The sequence below is a fragment of the Emticicia oligotrophica DSM 17448 genome (assembly GCF_000263195.1).
In the GTDB taxonomy this organism is placed as follows: domain Bacteria; phylum Bacteroidota; class Bacteroidia; order Cytophagales; family Spirosomataceae; genus Emticicia; species Emticicia oligotrophica.
The window spans coordinates 4244595-4265895 of record NC_018748.1 but is presented as its reverse complement, the minus strand read 5'-3'; the positions used below and the strand labels follow the sequence as shown (position 1 = coordinate 4265895).

The window sequence follows — 21301 nt, the reverse complement described above, 5'->3', positions numbered from 1 at the left end:
AATAATGAAACAGGTATTAATAACGAAATCTCCATAAATGCCATTATTTTCTTCTGCATTATTTAATATCGGTAAAATTTTATTCCGAATATTTGGATTTAATAGAATAATAAATTTAACTTAGTGGCTGTTAATCTTAACAAAAACCAAATAAAAACTTATAATTTATGATGAATCGTTTCACTTACTCAGTGTTAATGGGTTTGCTGTTTCTAAGCATTGACCTTTTCGCACAATCTCGCACAATCTCCGGAACAGTTAAAGATGGTACAGGAGCCGCTCTTCCTGGAGTAACCATTAAAATCAAAGGTGGTACAAAAGGTACTACAACTGATATAGATGGTAAATATTCAATTGGTGCTAATAACAATGATATTCTACAATTTTCTGCAGTAGGAGTTGTTGCACAAGAAATCCCCGTAGGAAATAATTCAACTATTGACATAACTTTAAAAAATGATGAAAAGTCATTAAATGAAGTAGTAGTTGTAGGAAGCCGTGCAACACAAAGGTCAATAGTAGATTCGCCTTTACCGATTGATATTCTTTCATCAAATGAACTCAAAACAACTGGGCAACCAACCTTTGATAAGGCACTTCAATATCGTGTACCATCATTCAACACGGTTAATACACCAGTTAATGATGCGACAACTCTACTAGACCCTTATGAAATAAGAAATATGGGTCCAAGCCGTACATTAATTTTAGTTAACGGCAAACGTAAAAATTTAAGCTCATTACTCTATGTACAGTTTTCACCAGGTCGTGGTGAAACTGGGGTTGACCTTTCGGCCATTCCACAAGAAGCAATTAAAAGAGTGGAAATTCTTCGTGATGGAGCATCTGCACAATACGGTTCTGATGCAATTGCAGGGGTAATGAACGTAATATTAAAAGATAAATACGAGTATACTTCTCTTAATATCAATTCAGGAGTAACCTCTAAAGGAGATGGTGGAATGTATAGCTTAGCCCTTAATAGTGGAGCTAATTTTGCCAAAGGTGGTTCAATCAATTATACTGTAAACTTATCACAATCAAATAGTGCTGTTCGTTCGGGTAAGGTTGATTTAGCAACTGAACTTGCCACATTTGGTGGTAGTCCAGCACAAGATGCACTTATCACCAACTACTTAAAAGACTACCCTACCGCAGGAAATATCAATGGTACTGGTGCAACAACTGCAGCTAAATTTTTAATCAATGGAACCGTTCCTTTAGGAAATAATAATGAACTTTATGCTAATGCCGCAATGGTTACCAAAAGAGTTTTGAGCTTTGCAAACTATCGAACTCCATATTGGCGTCAAGATAGAGGATTATTACATAGTGTGACTGATAACGGTGGGAAAAACTATCTTACTAAAGAAACACTAGCATTTCCTGAGGACGATGTAAATATTTACAAAGGCTATATAGGATATGTACCAACATTTGAAGGTAACCTTCTTGATTACAATGCGACAGTTGGAGCTAAAGGAGAACACGGTGGGTGGAAGCACGATGCAAGTTTAACTGTTGGTGGAAATACGCAAGATTATACCGTCGATAACACTGTCAATAGAACTTTAGGCACATCATCTCCAACAAGATTCAAGCCTGGTGGTTATGGTTTCAGTCATATTGTAGGAAATATTGATATTTCTAAACAAGTGTCAGAAAAATTAGGCATCGCTCTGGGTATGGAGGCTCGTTCGGAAGCATATACTATTGTTGCTGGTGATGAAAAATCTTATGAAGGCGAAGGAGCCAACTCTTTCCCTGGCATCAATAAAGAAAATGCTGGAACCAATAAACGCTTTAACATTGGTGGCTACCTAGACCTAAGTTATGATTTGACCAAAGATTTCTTAATTAATGGAACAATTCGCTCAGAAAAATATAGTGATTTTGGCAATGCTACCGTTTGGAAACTTTCATCTAGATATAAACTTGCTGATGATAAAATTATCCTAAGGGGCTCGGCATCTACTGGGTTTAGAGCACCAACACTTCACCAAATATATGCTCAATCAACACAAGCAGCATTTGTTGGTGGAACTATACAACTTTCAGGATTATTCAATAACCGCAGTACGCAAGCAAGACTTTTGGGAATTCCCGCTTTGAAGCCTGAAAAATCAACCAACTTCACGATAGGTGTAGCAATCAATCCTACAAAAAACTTTAGCATTACTTTAGATTATTTCAATATTGGAGTTAAAGATAGAATTGTATATAGTTCATCTATATCATCAGCTGATGCCAACTCTACTTTAGGAAAAATTCTTTCACAAGCTGGAGTTCGTACTGTACAATTCTTCATTAATGGAATTCAAACTAAAACCTCTGGTTTAGACTATGTAATTTCATACAGAAATATTGCTTTGGGTTCAGGCAAGTTAGGTATTAACCTTGCTGGAAATGTGATGCTACAAAATAAAATTGTTGGTACTCCACAAGAACCAGCAGCCATTAAAGCAGCAGGTTCAAGCATCTTAAATACCCAAATTAAATCATTACTAACAGAAAGCCGACCAAAATATAAAGCCATTCTTGGATTTGACTACCAGTTAAATAAATGGTTCTTTAATTTGACTAATACATTATTTGGTCCAACTGCCTTCCAAGATTTAGATAATGGCGGAAGTGATATGGAAAATATCAAAGCAGAATTTAAACCAGCCGTTGTAACTGATTTAAGCATTGGCTACTCATTTAACAATAAAGTTTCGATGACTTTAAACGCTAATAACCTATTTAATGTATTACCAAAGTGGGATTTAGTTGCTTTGAATTCAAAAGGAGAAAGTGTATTGAAAGATGCTCAAGCAAAATCATTATTGAGAGGTTTCTTAGGCTTTAGTGGACGTTATGACATTTTAGGTTATAACGGCTCACAATTCAGCCAATTAGGAACAGTTTTCAATGCAAATATTACTATCAAATTCTAATTAGAAATTTAAGGAAATACAAAAAGACTTCGAATATTCGAAGTCTTTTTTATTCTAACCATTGATACATTACAAATGCATCAACTAAGCCTAATTTTTGATGTTTAAATGCTTTTGGAATACGACCTACAATTTCAAAACCACACTTTTGCCAAAGTCTAACGGCTACCTCATTCGTACTAATCACAATATTAAATTGCATAGCTTTAAAATCTAGCCTTTTAGCTTCTTCAAGCGAAAACCTACACATTGCCTCAGCAATACCTTTTCCTCTATGCATTGGATGCACTAAATAACCTGCATTTGCCACATGTGAGCCCAAATCTGGTTGATTTGCTTTTATATAAAATGTACCGACAACTTCATTTTCGATTTCGCATATATAGGCGAACTTATCATCGGCTCCCCAATAATTAAGCATTTTTTCCTTTGACGAATCAGGAGCAAAAACTAATGTATCTCCACTTTCTATAACTAAATGTAATATTTCCCATATTACATCTGCATCTTTATCAAAATCAAATCTTCTAAAAATCATAAGCTACCTTTCTTACAATATAAAAATTATCTTCCCAAGCATAAGATTTTTTAGGAAGAATACTAATTAATTCAAAACCGCACATTCTCAAAAATAATGTTAATTCATCTTTAATAAATGCTCGCAAAGTTGAGAAATCCTCTCCTATTTTTTCATAAATTCCATAATCATTCATTTGATAATAAATTGATTCCCAGTCCCAAGTCCAACCTGAAGATAAATTTTTCTTGCTTTTACTTACTCTTTTATACTTGTTTTGCCCAAACTCTACTTCAAGTTTATCAGTTCGAATTTCTTTAAAATCAAGAAACATTTTTTCTGCATCAATGGCATCAAAAAGAAGCAATCCATTCATTTTCAGAGAATTATTAATACATTTGAGTGCTTCAATAATTCCTTTATTTTCAGTCAAGTAACTAATGCTTCTCCCTGTAATAATTACACAATCAAAAGTTTTATCAAGCTTCATTGAACGAACATCTGCTTGTAAAAAATATTCTTTGTGTGCATTGGTTGCTGCAATATCAAGCATCTCTTGAAATAAATCTACTCCAAAATAATCAAACTTAGCATTTATTAATCTTTTAGCTAAGTTTCCTGTTCCACAACCAATCTCTAAAACAGACCTTACATCATTTTCTTTCAGATGTTTATCGTAAAACTTAAACTCTTGGTCGTAATCAAAGAGCTTTTGATAGATTTCATGATAGACTTTTGCTAAATTTGTGTATAATTGACTCATTAGTGTATTATTGAAAGTAATTTCCAATGTAAAACATTTTTCTCAATTTACTAATTAATAGCTTTTAAAAAACTAGAAAGAATTAAATTCTATATTTGGAAATACACTTATTTTTCATAAAATTTGTTCATCAAACTAAAACCTGCCCAATGAAAAAACGTTTATCACTTCTCAGCTTACTTTTAATAAATATTGGAGTATTTGCTCAAAACCCTGCTCCTGCTTCTCCGCAAAGTAAACCAATTGCTTTAGTTGGTGGTACTATTCACGTTGGAAATGGAAAAATTATTACAAATGGAACTGTTGTTTTTGACAAAGGAATAATTACAGCCATTGGTGATGCAAATACTAATTTTGATAAAAATTCTACGGAAGTAATCAATGTATCTGGCAAATCTGTTTATCCAGGCATTATTGCACCTGCCGCTTTAGTTGGGCTTGTTGAAATTGGCTCAGTTCGTTCAACTTTTGACCAAGCTGAAACTGGACAATTTAACCCAAATATTCGCTCCTTGATTGCTCACAATACAGATTCAGAAATTATCCCTACGGTTAGAGGTAATGGTGTATTGATTGGACAAACAACACCAGAAGGTGGTGTTATTTCTGGTACATCTTCAATCATGGAATATGATGGATGGAACTGGGAAGATGCTGCATTGAAAAAAGACGATGGTGTTTGGTTAAATTATCCAACCTTAATTGCCAGACAGTTTAGTCCAGAAGAAGCTAAATTTGTTGTAAAGAAAAACGATAAATATATTGAGCAAAAAAATGAACTTCAAGTTTTTTTCGCAGATGCCCTTGCATACAGTGAAATCTCAAATCCAAATCCTAAAAATGCAAAATTAGAGGCAATGAAGGGTTTATTTGATGGTTCAAAGAAATTGTTTATTCGTACTAACTATGGAAAAGAAATCATTGAAGCATGCCAAATGGCACAAAAGTACAAAGTTAAAAGTATAGTAGTGGTTGGTGGAGAAGAGGCTGAATTGGCCATTGATTTCTTAAAAGCTAATAACATTCCGGTAATAGTTTCCCCTACTCATCGTTTGCCTAACACAACAGATGAAGGCGTTTGGAATCCTTATAAATTACCAGCAAAATTAGCTAATGCAGGAATATTAACTGGACTTTTCTACACTGAAGAATTCTACAAAACACGTAATTTACCATTTGTGGCTGGAACTGCAGCAGCTTTTGGGTTGGACAAGGAGGAGGCTCTTAAGTTAATAACATTAAACAATGCCCAAATACTTGGTATTGATAAACAAGTGGGTTCACTTGAAGTAGGTAAATTGGCTACAATTGCCGTTTCTGAAGGTGATATCTTAGATATGAGAACCAATAAAGTTAGTCATGCTTTCATTAGAGGAAAGAAAATCGACCTTGACGATAAGCAAAAAAGACTTTACAGAAAATTTGCCGATAAATTTGGTATCAGTGAAAAATAAAATTTCATATAAAAAAAGAGGTTGGGGGATTCCCAACCTCTTTTTTTATAAATATACTTAAAGTTTTACTTTCTAAAAACTACCCAAACAGCCAAAAATACAAGAAAGAAACCTAATAAGTAGTTCCATTTTAAAGGCTCTTTTAAGTAAAATACCGCAAAAACTACAAATACAACTAATGTAATTGCTTCTTGTATTGTCTTCAACTGAAATGCATTAAACTGACCATACCCTAATTTATTTGCTGGAACCATAAAAAGGTATTCAAAAAATGCAATCCCCCAACTTATCAAAATTGCCTTCCAAATCGGCAAATCAGGCCGCTTAAGATGTCCATACCATGCAAATGTCATGAATGTATTTGAAACAAGTAGCAATAAAATTGTCCGCATAATTAATGGTAAAATTTGGGTAAGTGTTAAATAAAACAAATTGATTATCTTTGCAAATGTAATTAATTTTAGAATTGTAACTCTTTTTTGAGCAGGAGCATCTATGAAAATTGGAATCATTGGTTTGGGGGATATGGGAAAAATGTTTGCCAAGATTTGGGCAAATACAGGTTTAGAGGTTTTTGGCTGTGACCTGCCTCAAAACCGTGAAATCCTCGAAAATGAGTTAGGTCCATTTGGAATAAAGATACTCAACGACGGAATTGCAGTTTCTAGATTATGTGATTTTATACTCTATTCTGTTGAAGCTGAAAACATTGAAAAGGTAGTCGCTCAATGTGGACCATCGACCAAATATGGAGCAATCGTTGCAGGACAAACCTCTGTCAAAACACCTGAAATAGCTGCGTTTGAAAAGTATCTACCACAAGATGCTCAAATTGTTACCTGTCACGCACTTTATGGGCCTGCCGTAAATCCGGTTGGACAAACATTAGTTGTAGTAAACCACAGAGCTTCAATTACAGCCTTTGAAGAGTCACTTAAGGTTTTTCATGTAATTGGTTCAATCATACATCAATTAGAGGATTTCCATGCTCATGACCGTATGATGGCTGATATTCAAGCAGTTACACATATAGGTTTTGAGAGTATCGGAACAGCCTTTATGCACAGAAAGGTTTATCCTTGGGAAAACACATTACACCCAAATGGCTTGGATAATGTAAAGTTACTCATGACCCTTAGGATTTACAGCTACAAATTCCATGTATATTCGGGCTTAGCATTACAAAACCCTTACGCCAAAAGAGATGTAAGAAATTATGCTAAAGCTGAAAACGAGCTTTTTGAAATGATGATTCAGGAAAATGAAAAAAAGTTTCGTAAACGCATCTATTCGGCACGAGATTCCGTATTTAAAGATAAAAGTGGAGACTTAATGCTCGATGATAAAATTATGAGTGAATTTAGCTTAAGTCAAGATTTTGAACACAAGCCTAATTCTCATTTAAGTCTTTTAGCTATGGTTGACACTTGGCATAAACTAGGTACAAATCCCTATAAAAATTTAATTTGCCAAACCCCACCATTTAAACTCAGAGTTGGTATGGCTGAGTACTTATTTATGAATGATTCTTTACTGGAAGAAACTATCGAAGCAGCCCTTTTTGATAAAACAATTCGTGGCGAAGACTTAGCATTTCATACTGCAGTTCATGAATGGGCTAATATAGTAGAAATGGGGGACAAAGAAAGTTACCGAAAACACTTTGAAGCCACCAAAACCTACTTATCTGACCGATTAGAAGAAGGTAGAGCCAAAAGTAGTCTTTTGATTTCAAAACTTCAAAATGCGTAAAACTAATTAAAAAAAATGTAACTCTTTTGAAATTTAAACGTCTTAAATGGATAAAACAGATTTATCAAAATACAATAATGATTGGTATAAACAATCAACTTTAACAAGAGGAAAATTAACTTCTTTACTGTGGTACATGACCAATGCAATTTTTTTCAATTCTTATCTCTTAATCCCATCTTCAATAAAAAGGCGACTACTCATTTTTTTTGGGGCAAATATTGGGAAAAACATAACAATCAAACCCAAAGTCAATATTAAATATCCTTGGAATTTAACAATTGGTAATTATGTTTGGATTGGAGAAGAAGTTTGGATTGATAATTTAGGCAAAGTTGTGATTGGAGATAATGTTTGTATTTCGCAAGGAGCGTTACTTCTATCAGGAAATCATGACTACTCCAAATCTAATTTTGACCTTATTGTAAAAGATATCACTATTGAAGAAGGTGTTTGGATTGGAGCTAAAGCAGTGGTTTGTGGGGGCTTAACTTGTCATTCACACGCAGTACTATCAGTAAATTCTGTAGCGAATAAATCATTAGAATCTTACACGATTTATCAAGGTAATCCTGCTCAAAAAGTCAGGATTAGGGAAATGCCATTAGATAAATAAAACACCAAAAAGATTTTATTTTTTTCGTGTTTACATTAAAAAAAGTATTTAATTTGTATAGTAATTACTAACTAGAAGTAATAAATATTAAACATTGCTCAGATGTTTCCTACTTTCGAATCTCTTATCCCTGATAAGCAAATACAAATATTAATTTCAGCGATTATCGCAATGATCATAAACTTGCGTTCAATTCCTGTCATCATAAACATAAGCGGTCTGCGTGGATTAATGGATAATCCTGTTAAAAGAAGCTCACATAAAACACCTACTCCTACCTTTGGTGGAGTAGCAATTTTCGCTGGTGTTTTGATTGGTTATATGATTTGGAATTTTGGTGATGAAGGAATATTAATTCACAAAGTTTTTGCAGGGACCGTAATATTATTTTTTTTAGGAATTAAAGATGACTTATATGCACTTTCACCAACTAAGAAAATGATTGTGCAAGTTCTGGCATCAGCCATCGTAGTTATTGGAAGTGATTTGAGAATTTCAGACCTATTTGGAATTTTTGGTCTTGGACATATTCCTTACATTTTAAGTATCCTACTCACGATTTTTGTCTTTGTAGCCATGATTAATGCTTTTAATTTAATTGATGGCATTGATGGCTTAGCAGGTGGTATTGCAATGATTGCAAGTAGTGGATTTGGACTTTGGTTTTTAGTCAACCACCATTATTCTTTGGCATGTTTAGCATTGTGCTTAGCTGGGTCTTTAGTAGGTTTTCTGCGATTTAACTTTTCTCAATCTTCAAAAATATTTATGGGAGATACTGGTTCATTGATTATTGGATATATAATCACAGTACTTGCCGTAAGATTTATTCACTTAAATGTCATGCATGCTTGGGAAGCTGACTTATCATTTGTTAGTGCACCAATTATAGCAGTTGTTATATTAATTATTCCAATTTTTGATACAATTAGAGTATTTTCAATTAGAATTTTGAGAGGAAAATCACCGTTTAAAGCCGACCGCCTGCACATGCACCATTTGTTGATAGACAACAATCTTTCTCACATGCAGGCTTCCTTTGTTTTATATTTTACAACAATTTTCTTTACTGTAACTACTTACTTGGCAAGAAGTTATTTTACAAATACTGAACTCTGCTTTTTCATAGTTATTCTATTGGCTTGTTATTTTATTGCTGGACACTTTTTAGAAGTCAGACGTCTTCAATTAAAGAAAGAAGAACTAACAACAACCGATAAAACATCAGCCAATAAAACTCCAAAGAAGGAACAATTAAAACTCAGTGAGGTGAGTACAAACTAAAATTCATCAAAAGAGTCAACAAAGCTCCTCGTACAATTTCAGTGTTTCATTGGCCTCTTTAACATCATGAACTCGTAGGATTTTAGCACCTTGAGTAAGTGCATACATATTCAAAGCCGTTGTGCCATTGAGGGCATCATCAGCAGAGACACCAAGTGTTCGCCAAATCATTGATTTTCTTGATATTCCCACTAGAATGGGCATATTCATTACATCAAATGTTTTCAAGTTTTTCATTAATTCGAACCCCTGTTTTGAATCTTTTGCAAAACCAAAACCAGGGTCAATGATTATATCCTTTACGCCTAATAATCTTAACTGCAAAACTTTTTCATTTAGTTCATGTATAATTTCTAAAGTAAGATTATCGTATTGATTTAAACTACTCATTGTTTGTGGATTCCCACGACTATGCATTAATATGTAGGGAACATTTAATTCTGCAACTGTTTTAAACATAAATTCATCAAGATTCCCCCCCGCAATATCATTGATTATCGCTGCTCCAGCATGAATTGCTGCTTGAGCAACTTTACTTCTAAAAGTATCTATTGATAGTATTGCATCTGGTAGGTTTTTTACAATTGCTTCAATGGCGGGTACAACTCTATCAATTTCTTCGTTGGTTGAAACCTCTGCGGCATTCGGACGGGTCGAATATCCTCCAATATCAATAAATGTAGCACCTTGTTTAAGCATTTCAGCAGCTTTTTCTATTAGTAAATCAATATCGGCATTGTATCTACTTTTAGCAAAAAAAGAGTCGGGCGTAATATTTAATATCCCCATTATCTTTGGGCTAGATAAATCTATCAACTTATTCTCTGCCTTAGAATCATTCTGAAATTTAATACTTATCAATGTCATTTGTTTATGGTGGCGAAGTTTTTTAGTTTTGCAAAAAAATTGCCTCAATCTACTTAATTTAATTTTCTTGATTCAAAGATAATTCAATCTTGTGAACTTGACTTACTTTTTTCTAAATTGAACAAAATTACAATTTCGAACACAAAGCGACAGCAATTACATAACTCAATGAACCAAACAGAAACAGAATATCGCCAAGTCATAAAAATTTGTCAAGACCTTTTTGAAAAGAAAAATAAAGACTACGGTACTTCATGGCGTATATTACGATTACCGAGTATAACAGACCAAATATTTATTAAAGCACAACGTATACGAACCATTCAAGAAAAAGGATTTAGCCGCGTTGATGAAGGCGAAATTCCTGAGTTCATTGGTATAATCAACTACTGTGTAATGGCTTTAATTCAAGCTGAATTAGTGAATAATTCTGAAGTTGAAATACCTTTTGAAAAACTTCAAGCTATGTATAATAAACAAGTTGCTGAGGTAATGCAATTATTGTTTAATAAGAATCATGATTATGGTGAAGCTTGGCGTGATATGCGAGTAAGTTCAATGACAGATATTATTTTGATGAAATTATACCGCATTAAACAAATTGAAGATAATCAAGGTAAAACTTTAGTTTCAGAAGGTATTAAAGCTGGTTATCAGGATATCATTAACTATGCTGTATTCTGTATGATTAAGCTAGGACAGGCTCAGGGACAACAATAATTATAAAACAATAAAATGATTATAAACTAACATTTTATTGAAATGATTAGACTATTAACCACAAATCCAATTTCAATCAACTGATTTTATGAAAATACTCGCACAAATTGCTCGAATAATTGTTGGTGTAATATTTACTTTTTCAGGGTTCGTAAAAGTTGTAGACCCTGTTGGTACTGGCATTAAACTAGAAGAATATTTCGAAGTTTTTGCTCAAGATTTACCTTCTTTGCAAGGTGTTTTTATGTTTCTAGCTCACAACTCCCTTACGTTATCACTAATTTTTTGTGCTTTAGAAATTATTTTAGGGATTGCTACGCTTCTTTCTTATCGCATGAAATATACTTCATGGTTACTTTTAATAATTATCGTATTTTTTACCTTTTTAACTTTCTATTCAGCATACTTCAATAAAGTAACTGATTGTGGTTGTTTCGGGGATTTTTTAAAGCTTAAACCTTGGACTTCTTTTAATAAAGATATTTTCTTAACCGTTCTAATACTCGTAATTTTTATTTTTAGAAGTGGTTATAAAGAATCAAATTTGCATACCTTTATGGCCATAACTACTATTATTTCATTTGGATTAGGTATTTATGCCATACGCTACTTGCCACCTATTGATTTTTTACCGTATGCCGTAGGTAAAAGTATTCCAGAACAAATGAAGCCAACGGGAGTAAAACCAATAATGGAATTTACTTTCTTGAACAAAAAAACCAATGAAACCATAGTAGCAAAAGAATTTCTGATGGATACACTCACCTATAAGTATGTATCTATGGTTACGCTAAATGAGGATAAAATTAAACCTAAAATTACTGATTACAATATTAGCGATTCACAAGGTAATAATTATACTGATTCTAGCTTTACTGGTAAAAAATTATTAGTTATATTGAAAAATGTTGAGCAAATTGATGAAGCGGAAGTGATAAACCTAAAATCGGTTATCAAAGAAGCAGAATCAATTGGAGTTCAACCAATGATTTTGACATCAGTGATACAAGCCGACTATGAAAAATTTAAAACTACAAATCATATTACTACTCCATATTTTTCGGCAGATGCTACAGTTTTAAAAACAATGGCCAGAACAAATCCATGCGTGATTTTGTTAGAAAATGGAGTAGTCAAGGGTAAATGGGGTAATCATAGTATTCCAAGTAAAAAAGAATTAGCTGAAACATTAAAATAAAAAAGAAGCATCGATTTGAGAATGACCACGAATATTTTTTTAATAGGAATGCCTTCGTCGGGTAAAAGTACACTTGGCCGACAAATCGCAAAAAGTCTCGGATACGAATTTGTGGACTTAGACTTGAGAATCGAAATTGCAGAAGGCAAGAAAATCGCGGAAATTTTTAGCTTAAATGGCGAAGAATATTTCAGAAAAGTTGAAAACCAACAACTCAAAAAAATTATTAAGGATTCAAAAATGGTTGTAGCCACTGGCGGTGGCACTCCATGCTATTACGATGGCCTTGATTATATTAAAGAAAATGGTATTAGTATTTTCTTAGATGTAAAACCAGAAATGTTAGTCGAAAGAATGAAAGTTTCTAAAAAAAATGACCGTCCATTATTTGATTTAGAAAGTAAATCGCTTTTAGACACTATTTCACAAACTTATAATGAACGCCTCTCAACCTATCAGAAAGCGGATATAACTGTTGAAGGCGATACCGATCCCGACAGTATTCTTTGGATAATAGAAGCAGAATTTTCAAGAAAATAATTTTTAAGGAGGTGTTTAGGAATAAATACCTCCTTTTTTTTTGATTAGCAGAATCACGTCTATAACAAAAAGGAGCCTTTTAATAGAGGCTCTTTTTTGTTATTTTATTTATTGTTTTGGCGTTGCCTTACAGCTTCATATAAAATAATTGCCGTAGCCACTGAAACATTCAACGAACCTATTTTTCCCATCATTGGAATCTTAGTTGCGAAGTCGGCCTGTTCTAATAAATTATCAGAAATACCATCTTCTTCAGAGCCCATCAAAATTGCAGTTGGTAGGGTAAAGTCGATTTCATACAATTCATCATTCGCTTTTTCAGTACATGCTACAACCTGTATTCCAGACTGTTGTAACTCGCTAACTACTTGCGACAAACTATTTTCCCTGCAGACTGGTAAATGGTTTAATGCACCAACCGATGTTTTCATGGCATCTGCATTAACTTGTGCTGCCCCACGAGCAGGAACAACTATCGCATTTACACCAGCACACTCGGCGGTACGTGCAATTGCCCCAAAATTTCTAACATCTGTAATACGGTCTAAAACTAGCAAAAGTGGCGTTTCACCCTTTTCGAAAGTATCAGCGACTACATTAGAGGTTTTTGCGTAATTCACAGCAGAAACAAATGCAATTACACCTTGATGAACCTTCATCGTAACACGATTCAGTTTCTCTAAAGGAACCCTCTGTACAGGTATCTCTCTTTCACGAGCCAGTTTCTCAACTTCAGCGTGCCCGAAATCACGTTGAAGTAAGATTTTTTCAATTTCTTTAGTACTTTTTAATGTTTCTAAAACAGACTGTACACCAAATACAATGTCAGGTTTTGAAGGCTTTTCAAATCCTACTGGTGTTGGTTTAGCAAAATATCTTTTTTTTTGTCCAGGCTTAGAATCACTGCCTGCTTTTTTAAATCCTTCTGAACTACGTCCTAATCCACTACGTTTCCTGTTCTCCATGCTTCTACAAACGGAAACCAATATGCCTGATATTCGGGATAACGAACCAGTTCATAATAGTTTTCCGTAAATTGGTTTGGTTTTCTATTAAATGTAAATATAATTTCTGAAAAATTCTGATTTTGGGCATAAACCCAAACTTCTCTATCCCTGCTCCTTTGAACTTTATTTGGCGGACCTAAAATGATATAAACCATTCCTTTGTCGGTCTTCCAACCTTCCTTAAAGGTAGTGAATAAACGGTTAGCTTCTTCAATTCGATGATAATAACTTTTAATTATTTTCTTCGAAACCAATTGATTTCCTGCAGTAATAGTTAAAAAGAACTTATCAAGGGCTTGTTTGGCATTAGGGTTATCACTAATTATTTTTAGCTCTTGACTTGTGGTCATGTAAATTAAAGGCTTTGACAGTAACTCAGGCTTGGTATATCTAGGATAACGCTCATCGACGATTAAAAATCCAAAACCATTGTTAGTTGCATTTGTATCTTCTACTACTTGATATAAACCTTCGTTCGCCAGTTTGATATAACTATTAGCTTGTACTCGTTGGATTTCTTCAATCGTCAAACTTGGAATAGATGGCCTAATGGATGTTGCCATTGGCGATTGTGCAGGTAAAAAATCATTTTTATAGCGAATCAAAAACAGTTCGCGAGTATGATTCAAAACACTTTTTAATTGAAAAGAGTCTCTTTTATTGATATAATTTTTAAAAATTGGAATATCCACATTTCCTATGAATACACCAAATCGGTCACTTAATCGGTTTCCGTAAAAATCAATCATCAAGTCGTTATTAGACTTTTTATTATCCTCCAATTGAAAAACCTCTGTCAATAATAAGCCTTTAGCTGCATTCTTAGGACGTGGAATATCAAAGCTTAATGTAACTTTAGCATCTCTAAGTAATAAGTTCTGCTCATTGATATCAATCTTACCTGATGCCAACCTATCTCTTATACCATAATCTGATTGAAGAAGCCAATTAAACCTAAAGTTATCATTGAGTTGTTGGATAACTTGGCCTTTATTTAGGTTTTCTACTTCAAGCTCCATGAAAATTCTAACAGATGAGGAGTCCTTCAGTAAATATCGAGTCTTCATAGCCACAACAGCTGGCTTTGAAGGAGCAATCTGCTGTTGGGCAAGCTGATTTGCTGCTGTATTACGGTTTACTTGTTGATTGGCTTTCTGAAAATTTTTATTGCTCGTACAAGCAGCTATTAAAATCAAAAAGCTATAAATAAATACCTTCTTCATCAATTCTTTATGCTAAAAATTCAAATTTAATGAAATATGCTGCAATTCAAAATTTATTTATTAGAATTACTCACTTACATAACGAACAGATTGTCTTAATCGTTTTCTTCGAGTTCAAAAACTTCTTCAACACTTTTCCCAAAAATTCTAGCAATCTTTAAAGCTAAAACAGTAGAAGGAACATATTTGTTGCTTTCAATAGCATTTATAGTCTGCCTACTTACATTTATTTTTTCGGCTAGGTCTGCTTGAGTAATATCTAAAATAGCCCGTTCTATTCTTATTCTATTCTTCATAAAATTTTGGGCGAAAATCAATCGCCATTTTCAGATTATACTACTCAATCAATTTTTTACCAAAAGCAAATAATAAAATCTAATAATAAAAATTATTAAAGGAGTAAACATATTATACACTGTAACGCTATAATAGGCTAAACCGTGCACAAAAATAGTAGCGATAACCAAAAGAGCAAAGTTTAGATAAATTGCCCATTGCAAGGATTCTAATCTAATCTTAGCCACGTATTCATCTTCAAATTTCACCTTAGAGAAGGCAATAAATAATAGGCCAATAATACTACCAATTGTTGCAATTTCATCGGTAAAGTTTAGGGTATTGACCTCTAATCTATTTGTTTGCATTGAACCATCATAGAATACAAAATTTGCTGGCACGTTAAACTCAAAAAAGTCAAAACGAAAGTCACTAAACATTACGAATAACCCTAAAATAATACAAGGAATGGCTATAACCCACCCTATAAGTTTAAAACGATGAGGTAACAAAAATCTTGGTTCCATAATTTTTTGTATTAAAATTTTTTAAAATAGCTTTTTCATGTCAAGTATAACAATACAAATGTAAAATAAATTTTACATTATATCAAAATTATTTTACAAATATTTTTCTATGAGCAAAATCATATATTTGAATAATGTATTTCGAATTACCTTTGTAGCATAAAATTTATATGACAATGAATGATATTCAGAATAGAGAAGATATTGAATTATTGGTAAAAAGTTTCTACGAAAAAGTTCATAATGAGCCCAATTTGGCACCAATTTTTGAAATGCCCTCCGAGCATTGGGAAATACACCTAACTCGAGTAGTGAACTTTTGGGAAAATTGGTTATTTCAAACGGGTAGCTACAATGGCGGAATGATGTGGGTGCATTTACAAGCTAATGAAAAACACCCATTAACAACCGAAAGATTTGAGCAGTGGTTAGCCTTATGGTTTTTAACAACTGACTCACTATTTTCAGGCGAAAGAGCAGAATTTGTTAAAAGCAAAGCCTTAGAAATTGGACAAATTATGAATGCTAAAATGAATTTTGTTCAAGGGTAGAAAAAGACCCTCTATGAAATGTTTTGTAGAGGGTCTTTGATATTTAAGAGATAAATTTTGCTATTTCTGCATTATAAACTTCGGGCTCTTCAACTGAAGATGTGTGTCCACCACCTTCGAAGATAACTAATTTTGAATTTGGAATTAAAGAATGGATTCGTTTTGCCTTATCTGGTACGGTAGCCACATCTTGGTCTCCAACCATAATTAATGTTGGGCAAGTAATTTTATGAATTTCCTCGGCAATACCTTTTCTATAAATTACGCCATCAACTGCTTTGGTAATTCCCTTTCTATTATTAGACATTAACTGATTTTTCCAATAGTTTTTTTCTTCTATTCTATTGGCATCATTTAAAAACTTCTGTCCAAACATAATTTTCATCACACTACCAACAACTGGAAAGAAACCAATATATTTTACTATGGCGTTGAGCATTTTATATTTTCCAACATTTTCTTGTGGTTCAGGCTCCGCAGTAGTTTCAAGCAAAATTAGTTTTTTAATTAATTCTGGACGACGAGCTGCCAAACGCATACCCACAAAACCACCCATAGATAGCCCGGCAAAAATAATAGGTTTACCAACTAATTTTTCGATTAGCTCGGCAGCATCCACAGAAAGGGTATCCATATCATACCCATCAGGTGTAATTTCAGACTGTCCTTGTCCACGATGGTCATAAGTGATAATTCGATAACGTCCCTTGAAATAAGCAACTTGTTTGTGAAACATGTGTCCGCTCCAGAGTAAACCATGTGAAAAAACAATGGTTTCTTCTCCTGAACCATGTTCTTCATAATAATACTTTGCGTTTGTTAATTGAATAAATGGCATAAAAAGGCTAAATTAGGTATAAATAGATTTCGATATTATTCTTCAAACTTAAATCTCAACCATGAGTTTTATCATTTCTTCGAGGTATCTTCTTACTTTTCGGTCGGCACCATCAGTGTAGCGATTTATTATGTATGTGAACGACATAATTTCTCCATTCGAAGCAGTAAAGTAACCTGAAAATGCCCTCGTATTACTAATTGAACCACTTTTGGCACGAACATTTCCAACTGCTTTAGAACCTTTAGCTAGGTTTTGTACTGTACCATTCATGCCTACTATTGGAATGGATGCATAAAATGAAGAAAATGTTGAATCACTCTTCATCGTGTAGAGAATATCAGTAAGATTATTCGCTGTTAGTACTCCTGAAGGTGACAAGCCGCTTCCATCTCTAATCATAAATCCTTGTAAATCTACTCCTTTTTGAGACCAAAGTTGCTTAACACTTTTTACGGCCGCATCAAAACTTCCATCTTTTGTTGAAGAATAACCAACCGTTTTAAAAAAAGCATCTGCATACAGATTAATGCTATGAAAATTACAGTCTTTTACCAATTCTGAAATCGGAGGTGAATCATAAGCAAAAATCAGATTTCTTTGTTTTGGAAAATAAGCATCGATTGTTTTATATTGATTGAATGAGATATTATTTTTCGCAGTAATACCTCCATTCAAAATAAATTTCTTTTGAACCAAATAAGCAAAAAAAGTAGGTGGGTCAGGAATAGCACCTTTAACTGAAAAATCTCCGTCCCCAGCAGGAATCGTGCCTTCTGAAAGTACAATCGAGCTAAAGGGCGTACTATAAAGCATTACATTATCACCCGAACCACGCTCTGCAATAGTTACCTTATTGATATTTTTAAGATTTGGAATTTCTGGACTAATCTTTGAAATTGGGGCAAAATCTCCTACCCTCCTGCTTTGTTTAAAATATACATTATACAGATTTTCATTTACATTTAGTCCGTTGATTCCGGCACCGTAATAATTTCCGATATCACCCCAAACCCACGAATCAGCTAAAGTATTTTCAGAAAAAATAGAACCATCTCCTAAGATATATCCATCAACTTTTTTGATTCCGTAGGATTTAATTTTTTGAGCAAAATAACTCGCTAAATCATCAACATTCGCTCCTATTCTAGGAGAGCCAAACGAAGGGTCACCCGTGCCCCTTATATAAATATTACCCTGTAAAACACTATCTGCAATGTATCCATCGAACTCAAGGAAAGTTTTAAATCTGTAATCTGAGCCTAAAACACTCAATGCAGAGGCCGTTGAAACTAATTTTAATGTTGAGGCAGAATTAAGCGATTTATGAGCATTATACTGTATTTTATACTCACCAGTTTGAGTCGAGCGAATAGATGCAGCAACTACTCCATTTCTCACTTCAATATCATTTTGAACACTATCAATGAACTTTTGGAGCCGTTCGATAGGACTTGAAATTTGTAAAAGAATAAATAAAAATACTTTCATGGACAAAAAGTTATATAATTATTGAGAAAATTGATTCAATTTCATAGTTTTACTAAAACTCTGATTATCAACAATTTCTTCCTTTTTAAAGCCTTTTTTTTGACGGGCATACTACAATTTTAACGAAAATGCCTAGTTAAAAAAAGAAATGTTTCCGTAATTTGTAACTTGAATATTAAGTTTGTGTTAATATACTTAAATATTCTTAATCATTTGATAGACTTATATGAAATTAACATTCTGGGGAGCAACAAGGCAAGTTTCGGGAAGTATGTTCTTACTCGAATTTGACGATGAGTACAGAGTTTTGATAGATTGTGGGACTGATTTGGAGCGAGAAAACAATCAAGAGACTCCCAAGTCTGAATACGGTATATTTCCATTTGACCCCTCACTTATCAATTTAATCATTCTAACACACGCACACATTGACCATTCGGGGCAAATCCCAAATCTGTATAAAGAAGGTTTTGAAGGACAAGTACTTTGCACAAAAGCCACAATGGATTTGAGTGAAATATTATTACTAGATTCTGCCTCACTCAATCAAAAAAAATACAAAGCTATTCATGATAGCAAAAAACGCTCAAAGAAAAGAAAAGATATTGATTCGAGAGAACTGTACCTCGAACGTCAAGTAAAAGAAGCTATTGAAAACTTTGTAACTATTCCATTTGAAGAGCGATTTAAATTTAAAGATAACGGTTTTGTAACTCTTTACCCAGCCGGCCACCTTCTTGGGGCAGCACACGTTTATTTAGAATTTTGGGAGAATAATCAGAAGAAAACGATTTGTTTCTCAGGTGATGTGGGTCGCAAAAATTATCCTCTTCTTGTTGACCCGCATAAAATCCCACAAGCTGATTACTTAATAACTGAAACCACTTACGGAGACCGTCATCATATTGATGAAGATGGTAAAGCTGAAGAAATTTTGGCAGATGTCATTCAAAAAGCTTGTATTGATATTCCAGGGCGATTGATTGTTCCTGCATTCAGTGTAGGTCGAACGCAAGCAATGCTTTATACGCTCAATAAATTATATACTGATAGAGGCTTTACACCAATCAAAGTATTTACTGATAGTCCCTTAGCAAAAGCAAGTACACGTATCTACGAAAAACACGTTCGACAATTAAATAAACAAGCCAGAGAATTTAACGAGGAGAATGAATCACTCTTTGATTTTGAAAATTTAGTATATTTGGAGTCGAATCAGGCAAGTAAGGCTGTTTCAAACCATTCTGAGCCATGCATAATCATTTCTGCCTCTGGAATGGTTACTGGTGGTCGAGTTGAACACCACATTCAAGCAAATATCAGCAACCCGTATGCCACAATCTTAATGATTGGTTATGCAAGTGAGCATACTTTAGGCTGGAAATTATTGAATGGCGAAAGAAAAGAGTTAAGTATTGCTGGTCAGAAATTACCTGTAAATGCAAATATTGAAAAAATTGATGTTTTTTCAGGACATGGCGACTTAGATGACCTAATTGATTTTGTCAAAACACAAGATAAAACCAAAACCAAAAATATCTTTTTAGTACACGGCGAGTTGCATACTATGCAAAATTTTAAAAATACACTCGCAGAAGTTGGATACAATCAAGTAGTAATTCCAGAAAAAGGACAAACATTTGAAATATGAATGGATAATTTAAAATGTAAAATGTAAAATACATAAAGTATTCGTCATTGAGCATTATTCATTGTTCATTCTCCATTAAGCAAAGAATGAGAACACTTTTAGATTTCGAAAAACCAATTGCCGAGCTCGAATCGAAGCTTGAGGATATGAAACGTCTAGCCGACGAAAATAGTGTTGATGTGAGCGGTGCAGTACGTACGCTCAATGATAACATTGAGCAATTGAAAAAAGAAACCTTCGCGAATCTTACTCGTTGGCAACGTGTACAGCTTTCTCGCCACCCAGACCGCCCTTATACATTAGATTATATTGAGCGAATTTGTCAAGAATTCCACGAATTGCATGGCGACCGTACAGTAAAAGATGACCCTGCAATTGTTGGTGGTTTTGCAAGCATAGACGGTCAATCTGTGATGATTATTGGTCAGCAGAAAGGTCGTAAAACCAAAGAACGCCAACACCGCAACTTTGGTATGCCAAATCCAGAAGGCTATCGTAAGGCACTGAGATTAATGAAATTGGCCGAGAAATTCAATAAACCAATCATTACACTCATTGACACCCCCGGTGCTTATCCTGGTTTAGAGGCTGAAGAAAGAGGTCAAGGAGAAGCCATTGCGAGAAATTTGAAAGAAATGATGGTTCTAAAAGTTCCTGTAATTTGCATCATCATCGGAGAAGGTGCTTCAGGTGGAGCTTTAGGTATAGCTATTGGAGATAAGGTCTTAATGATGGAAAATACTTGGTATTCAGTAATTTCACCAGAATCTTGCTCATCTATCTTATGGAGGAGCTGGAACTTCAAAGAACAAGCTGCTGAAGCACTCAAACTTACAGCAACTGATATGTTAAAGAATAAATTGATAGACGGCGTAATTGAAGAACCACTTGGCGGTGCACACCTAGATTGGGAGGATATGTCTAGACGTTTAAAGAAAAGAATTCTACACGAAATTTCTGAATTAGAGAAAAAGACTCCTCAACAAAGAATTGACGAAAGAATTGATAAATTTTGTTCAATGGGAGTTTTTCAAGAACTATAAATAAAAAAAAGGTGCCTTTGATTTTACTCAGGCACCTTTTTAATTAT

21 protein-coding genes are annotated in these 21301 nt (G+C 33.9%); 11 read left to right on the top strand and 10 right to left on the bottom strand.

The features are described from left to right. Nucleotides 1-167: 167 nt before the first annotated feature. On the top strand, nucleotides 168-2936 hold the full coding sequence (locus EMTOL_RS17715) for a TonB-dependent receptor (RefSeq protein WP_015030694.1): 2769 nt from the start codon (nucleotides 168-170) through the stop codon (nucleotides 2934-2936). A 49-nt stretch (nucleotides 2937-2985) separates the two neighbouring features. Here the strand turns inward: EMTOL_RS17715 and EMTOL_RS17710 are convergent, their stop codons facing one another. Together EMTOL_RS17710 and EMTOL_RS17705 are read right to left on the bottom strand one after the other, a co-directional pair. Continuing rightward, nucleotides 2986-3474, bottom strand: coding sequence for a GNAT family N-acetyltransferase (locus tag EMTOL_RS17710; protein WP_015030693.1), 489 nt, complete (start codon nucleotides 3472-3474; stop codon nucleotides 2986-2988). Further along, entirely contained in the window at nucleotides 3464-4216 is a 753-nt protein-coding gene (locus EMTOL_RS17705) for a class I SAM-dependent DNA methyltransferase (RefSeq protein ID WP_015030692.1), read from the bottom strand. The genes EMTOL_RS17710 and EMTOL_RS17705 overlap by 11 nt, the downstream gene beginning before the upstream one ends. A gap of 149 nt (nucleotides 4217-4365) precedes the next feature. On the opposite strand from EMTOL_RS17705, the gene EMTOL_RS17700 reads away from it, so the two are divergent. Continuing rightward, complete coding sequence (locus EMTOL_RS17700; protein ID WP_015030691.1) at nucleotides 4366-5670, top strand: amidohydrolase family protein; 1305 nt, start codon at nucleotides 4366-4368, stop codon at nucleotides 5668-5670. Between the two features lie 65 nt (nucleotides 5671-5735). On the opposite strand, the gene EMTOL_RS17695 is transcribed toward EMTOL_RS17700, so the two are convergent. After that, nucleotides 5736-6182, bottom strand: coding sequence for a DMT family protein (locus EMTOL_RS17695; RefSeq protein ID WP_374755374.1), 447 nt, complete (start codon nucleotides 6180-6182; stop codon nucleotides 5736-5738). Here EMTOL_RS17695 and EMTOL_RS17690 point away from each other — a divergent pair. The 3 genes from EMTOL_RS17690 to EMTOL_RS17680 all read left to right on the top strand — a co-directional run bounded on the left by EMTOL_RS17690 (nucleotide 6166) and on the right by EMTOL_RS17680 (nucleotide 9322). Continuing rightward, a complete protein-coding gene (locus EMTOL_RS17690; protein ID WP_015030689.1) occupies nucleotides 6166-7422 on the top strand; it encodes a prephenate dehydrogenase in 1257 nt (418 codons plus the stop codon). The two genes, EMTOL_RS17695 and EMTOL_RS17690, sit on opposite strands and share 17 nt — an antisense overlap. 46 nt (nucleotides 7423-7468) lie before the next feature. Then, nucleotides 7469-8038 (top strand): WcaF family extracellular polysaccharide biosynthesis acetyltransferase, encoded by a 570-nt coding sequence (locus EMTOL_RS17685; protein WP_015030688.1) that lies wholly within the window; start codon nucleotides 7469-7471, stop codon nucleotides 8036-8038. A gap of 102 nt (nucleotides 8039-8140) precedes the next feature. Then, the gene (locus EMTOL_RS17680) at nucleotides 8141-9322 is read left to right on the top strand and encodes a glycosyltransferase family 4 protein (protein ID WP_015030687.1); all 1182 of its coding nucleotides are present in this window, start codon (nucleotides 8141-8143) and stop codon (nucleotides 9320-9322) included. A gap of 15 nt (nucleotides 9323-9337) precedes the next feature. On the opposite strand, the gene folP is transcribed toward EMTOL_RS17680, so the two are convergent. Next, nucleotides 9338-10189, bottom strand: a complete 852-nt coding sequence (gene folP / locus EMTOL_RS17675) for a dihydropteroate synthase (RefSeq protein ID WP_015030686.1) — start codon at nucleotides 10187-10189, stop codon at nucleotides 9338-9340. Between the two features lie 168 nt (nucleotides 10190-10357). On the opposite strand from folP, the gene EMTOL_RS17670 reads away from it, so the two are divergent. From EMTOL_RS17670 to EMTOL_RS17660, 3 genes are all read left to right on the top strand, one after another. Further along, complete coding sequence (locus EMTOL_RS17670; RefSeq protein ID WP_015030685.1) at nucleotides 10358-10909, top strand: DUF1599 domain-containing protein; 552 nt, start codon at nucleotides 10358-10360, stop codon at nucleotides 10907-10909. Nucleotides 10910-10997: 88 nt separating this feature from the next. After that, nucleotides 10998-12107: a BT_3928 family protein gene (locus EMTOL_RS17665; protein WP_015030684.1), complete on the top strand. Its 1110-nt coding sequence runs from the start codon at nucleotides 10998-11000 to the stop codon at nucleotides 12105-12107. A 21-nt stretch (nucleotides 12108-12128) separates the two neighbouring features. Then, nucleotides 12129-12647: a shikimate kinase gene (locus tag EMTOL_RS17660; protein WP_015030683.1), complete on the top strand. Its 519-nt coding sequence runs from the start codon at nucleotides 12129-12131 to the stop codon at nucleotides 12645-12647. A 104-nt stretch (nucleotides 12648-12751) separates the two neighbouring features. Here EMTOL_RS17660 and rlmB read toward each other — a convergent pair whose 3' ends face one another. From rlmB to EMTOL_RS17640, 4 genes are all read right to left on the bottom strand, one after another. Further along, complete coding sequence (gene rlmB / locus EMTOL_RS17655) at nucleotides 12752-13612, bottom strand: 23S rRNA (guanosine(2251)-2'-O)-methyltransferase RlmB (RefSeq protein WP_015030682.1); 861 nt, start codon at nucleotides 13610-13612, stop codon at nucleotides 12752-12754. Then, nucleotides 13585-14877 (bottom strand): GWxTD domain-containing protein, encoded by a 1293-nt coding sequence (locus EMTOL_RS17650; protein WP_015030681.1) that lies wholly within the window; start codon nucleotides 14875-14877, stop codon nucleotides 13585-13587. The genes rlmB and EMTOL_RS17650 overlap by 28 nt, the downstream gene beginning before the upstream one ends. A 95-nt stretch (nucleotides 14878-14972) precedes the next feature. Beyond that, the gene (locus tag EMTOL_RS17645) at nucleotides 14973-15173 is read right to left on the bottom strand and encodes a helix-turn-helix transcriptional regulator (RefSeq protein WP_041693647.1); all 201 of its coding nucleotides are present in this window, start codon (nucleotides 15171-15173) and stop codon (nucleotides 14973-14975) included. A 48-nt stretch (nucleotides 15174-15221) separates the two neighbouring features. After that, nucleotides 15222-15680: a hypothetical protein gene (locus EMTOL_RS17640; RefSeq protein ID WP_015030679.1), complete on the bottom strand. Its 459-nt coding sequence runs from the start codon at nucleotides 15678-15680 to the stop codon at nucleotides 15222-15224. A gap of 176 nt (nucleotides 15681-15856) precedes the next feature. On the opposite strand from EMTOL_RS17640, the gene EMTOL_RS17635 reads away from it, so the two are divergent. Next, nucleotides 15857-16231 (top strand): group III truncated hemoglobin, encoded by a 375-nt coding sequence (locus EMTOL_RS17635; protein ID WP_015030678.1) that lies wholly within the window; start codon nucleotides 15857-15859, stop codon nucleotides 16229-16231. Between the two features lie 43 nt (nucleotides 16232-16274). On the opposite strand, the gene EMTOL_RS17630 is transcribed toward EMTOL_RS17635, so the two are convergent. Further along, complete coding sequence (locus EMTOL_RS17630) at nucleotides 16275-17069, bottom strand: alpha/beta fold hydrolase (protein ID WP_015030677.1); 795 nt, start codon at nucleotides 17067-17069, stop codon at nucleotides 16275-16277. Nucleotides 17070-17117: 48 nt separating this feature from the next. After that, entirely contained in the window at nucleotides 17118-18560 is a 1443-nt protein-coding gene (dacB, locus tag EMTOL_RS17625; RefSeq protein WP_015030676.1) for a D-alanyl-D-alanine carboxypeptidase/D-alanyl-D-alanine endopeptidase, read from the bottom strand. Between the two features lie 226 nt (nucleotides 18561-18786). On the opposite strand from dacB, the gene EMTOL_RS17620 reads away from it, so the two are divergent. Together EMTOL_RS17620 and EMTOL_RS17615 are read left to right on the top strand one after the other, a co-directional pair. Then, nucleotides 18787-20211 carry an MBL fold metallo-hydrolase RNA specificity domain-containing protein gene (locus tag EMTOL_RS17620; RefSeq protein ID WP_015030675.1) on the top strand — a complete coding sequence of 475 codons (1425 nt, stop codon included), beginning with the start codon at nucleotides 18787-18789 and terminating at the stop codon, nucleotides 20209-20211. Between the two features lie 86 nt (nucleotides 20212-20297). Continuing rightward, entirely contained in the window at nucleotides 20298-21254 is a 957-nt protein-coding gene (locus EMTOL_RS17615; protein ID WP_015030674.1) for an acetyl-CoA carboxylase carboxyltransferase subunit alpha, read from the top strand. Nucleotides 21255-21301 lie beyond the last annotated feature (47 nt).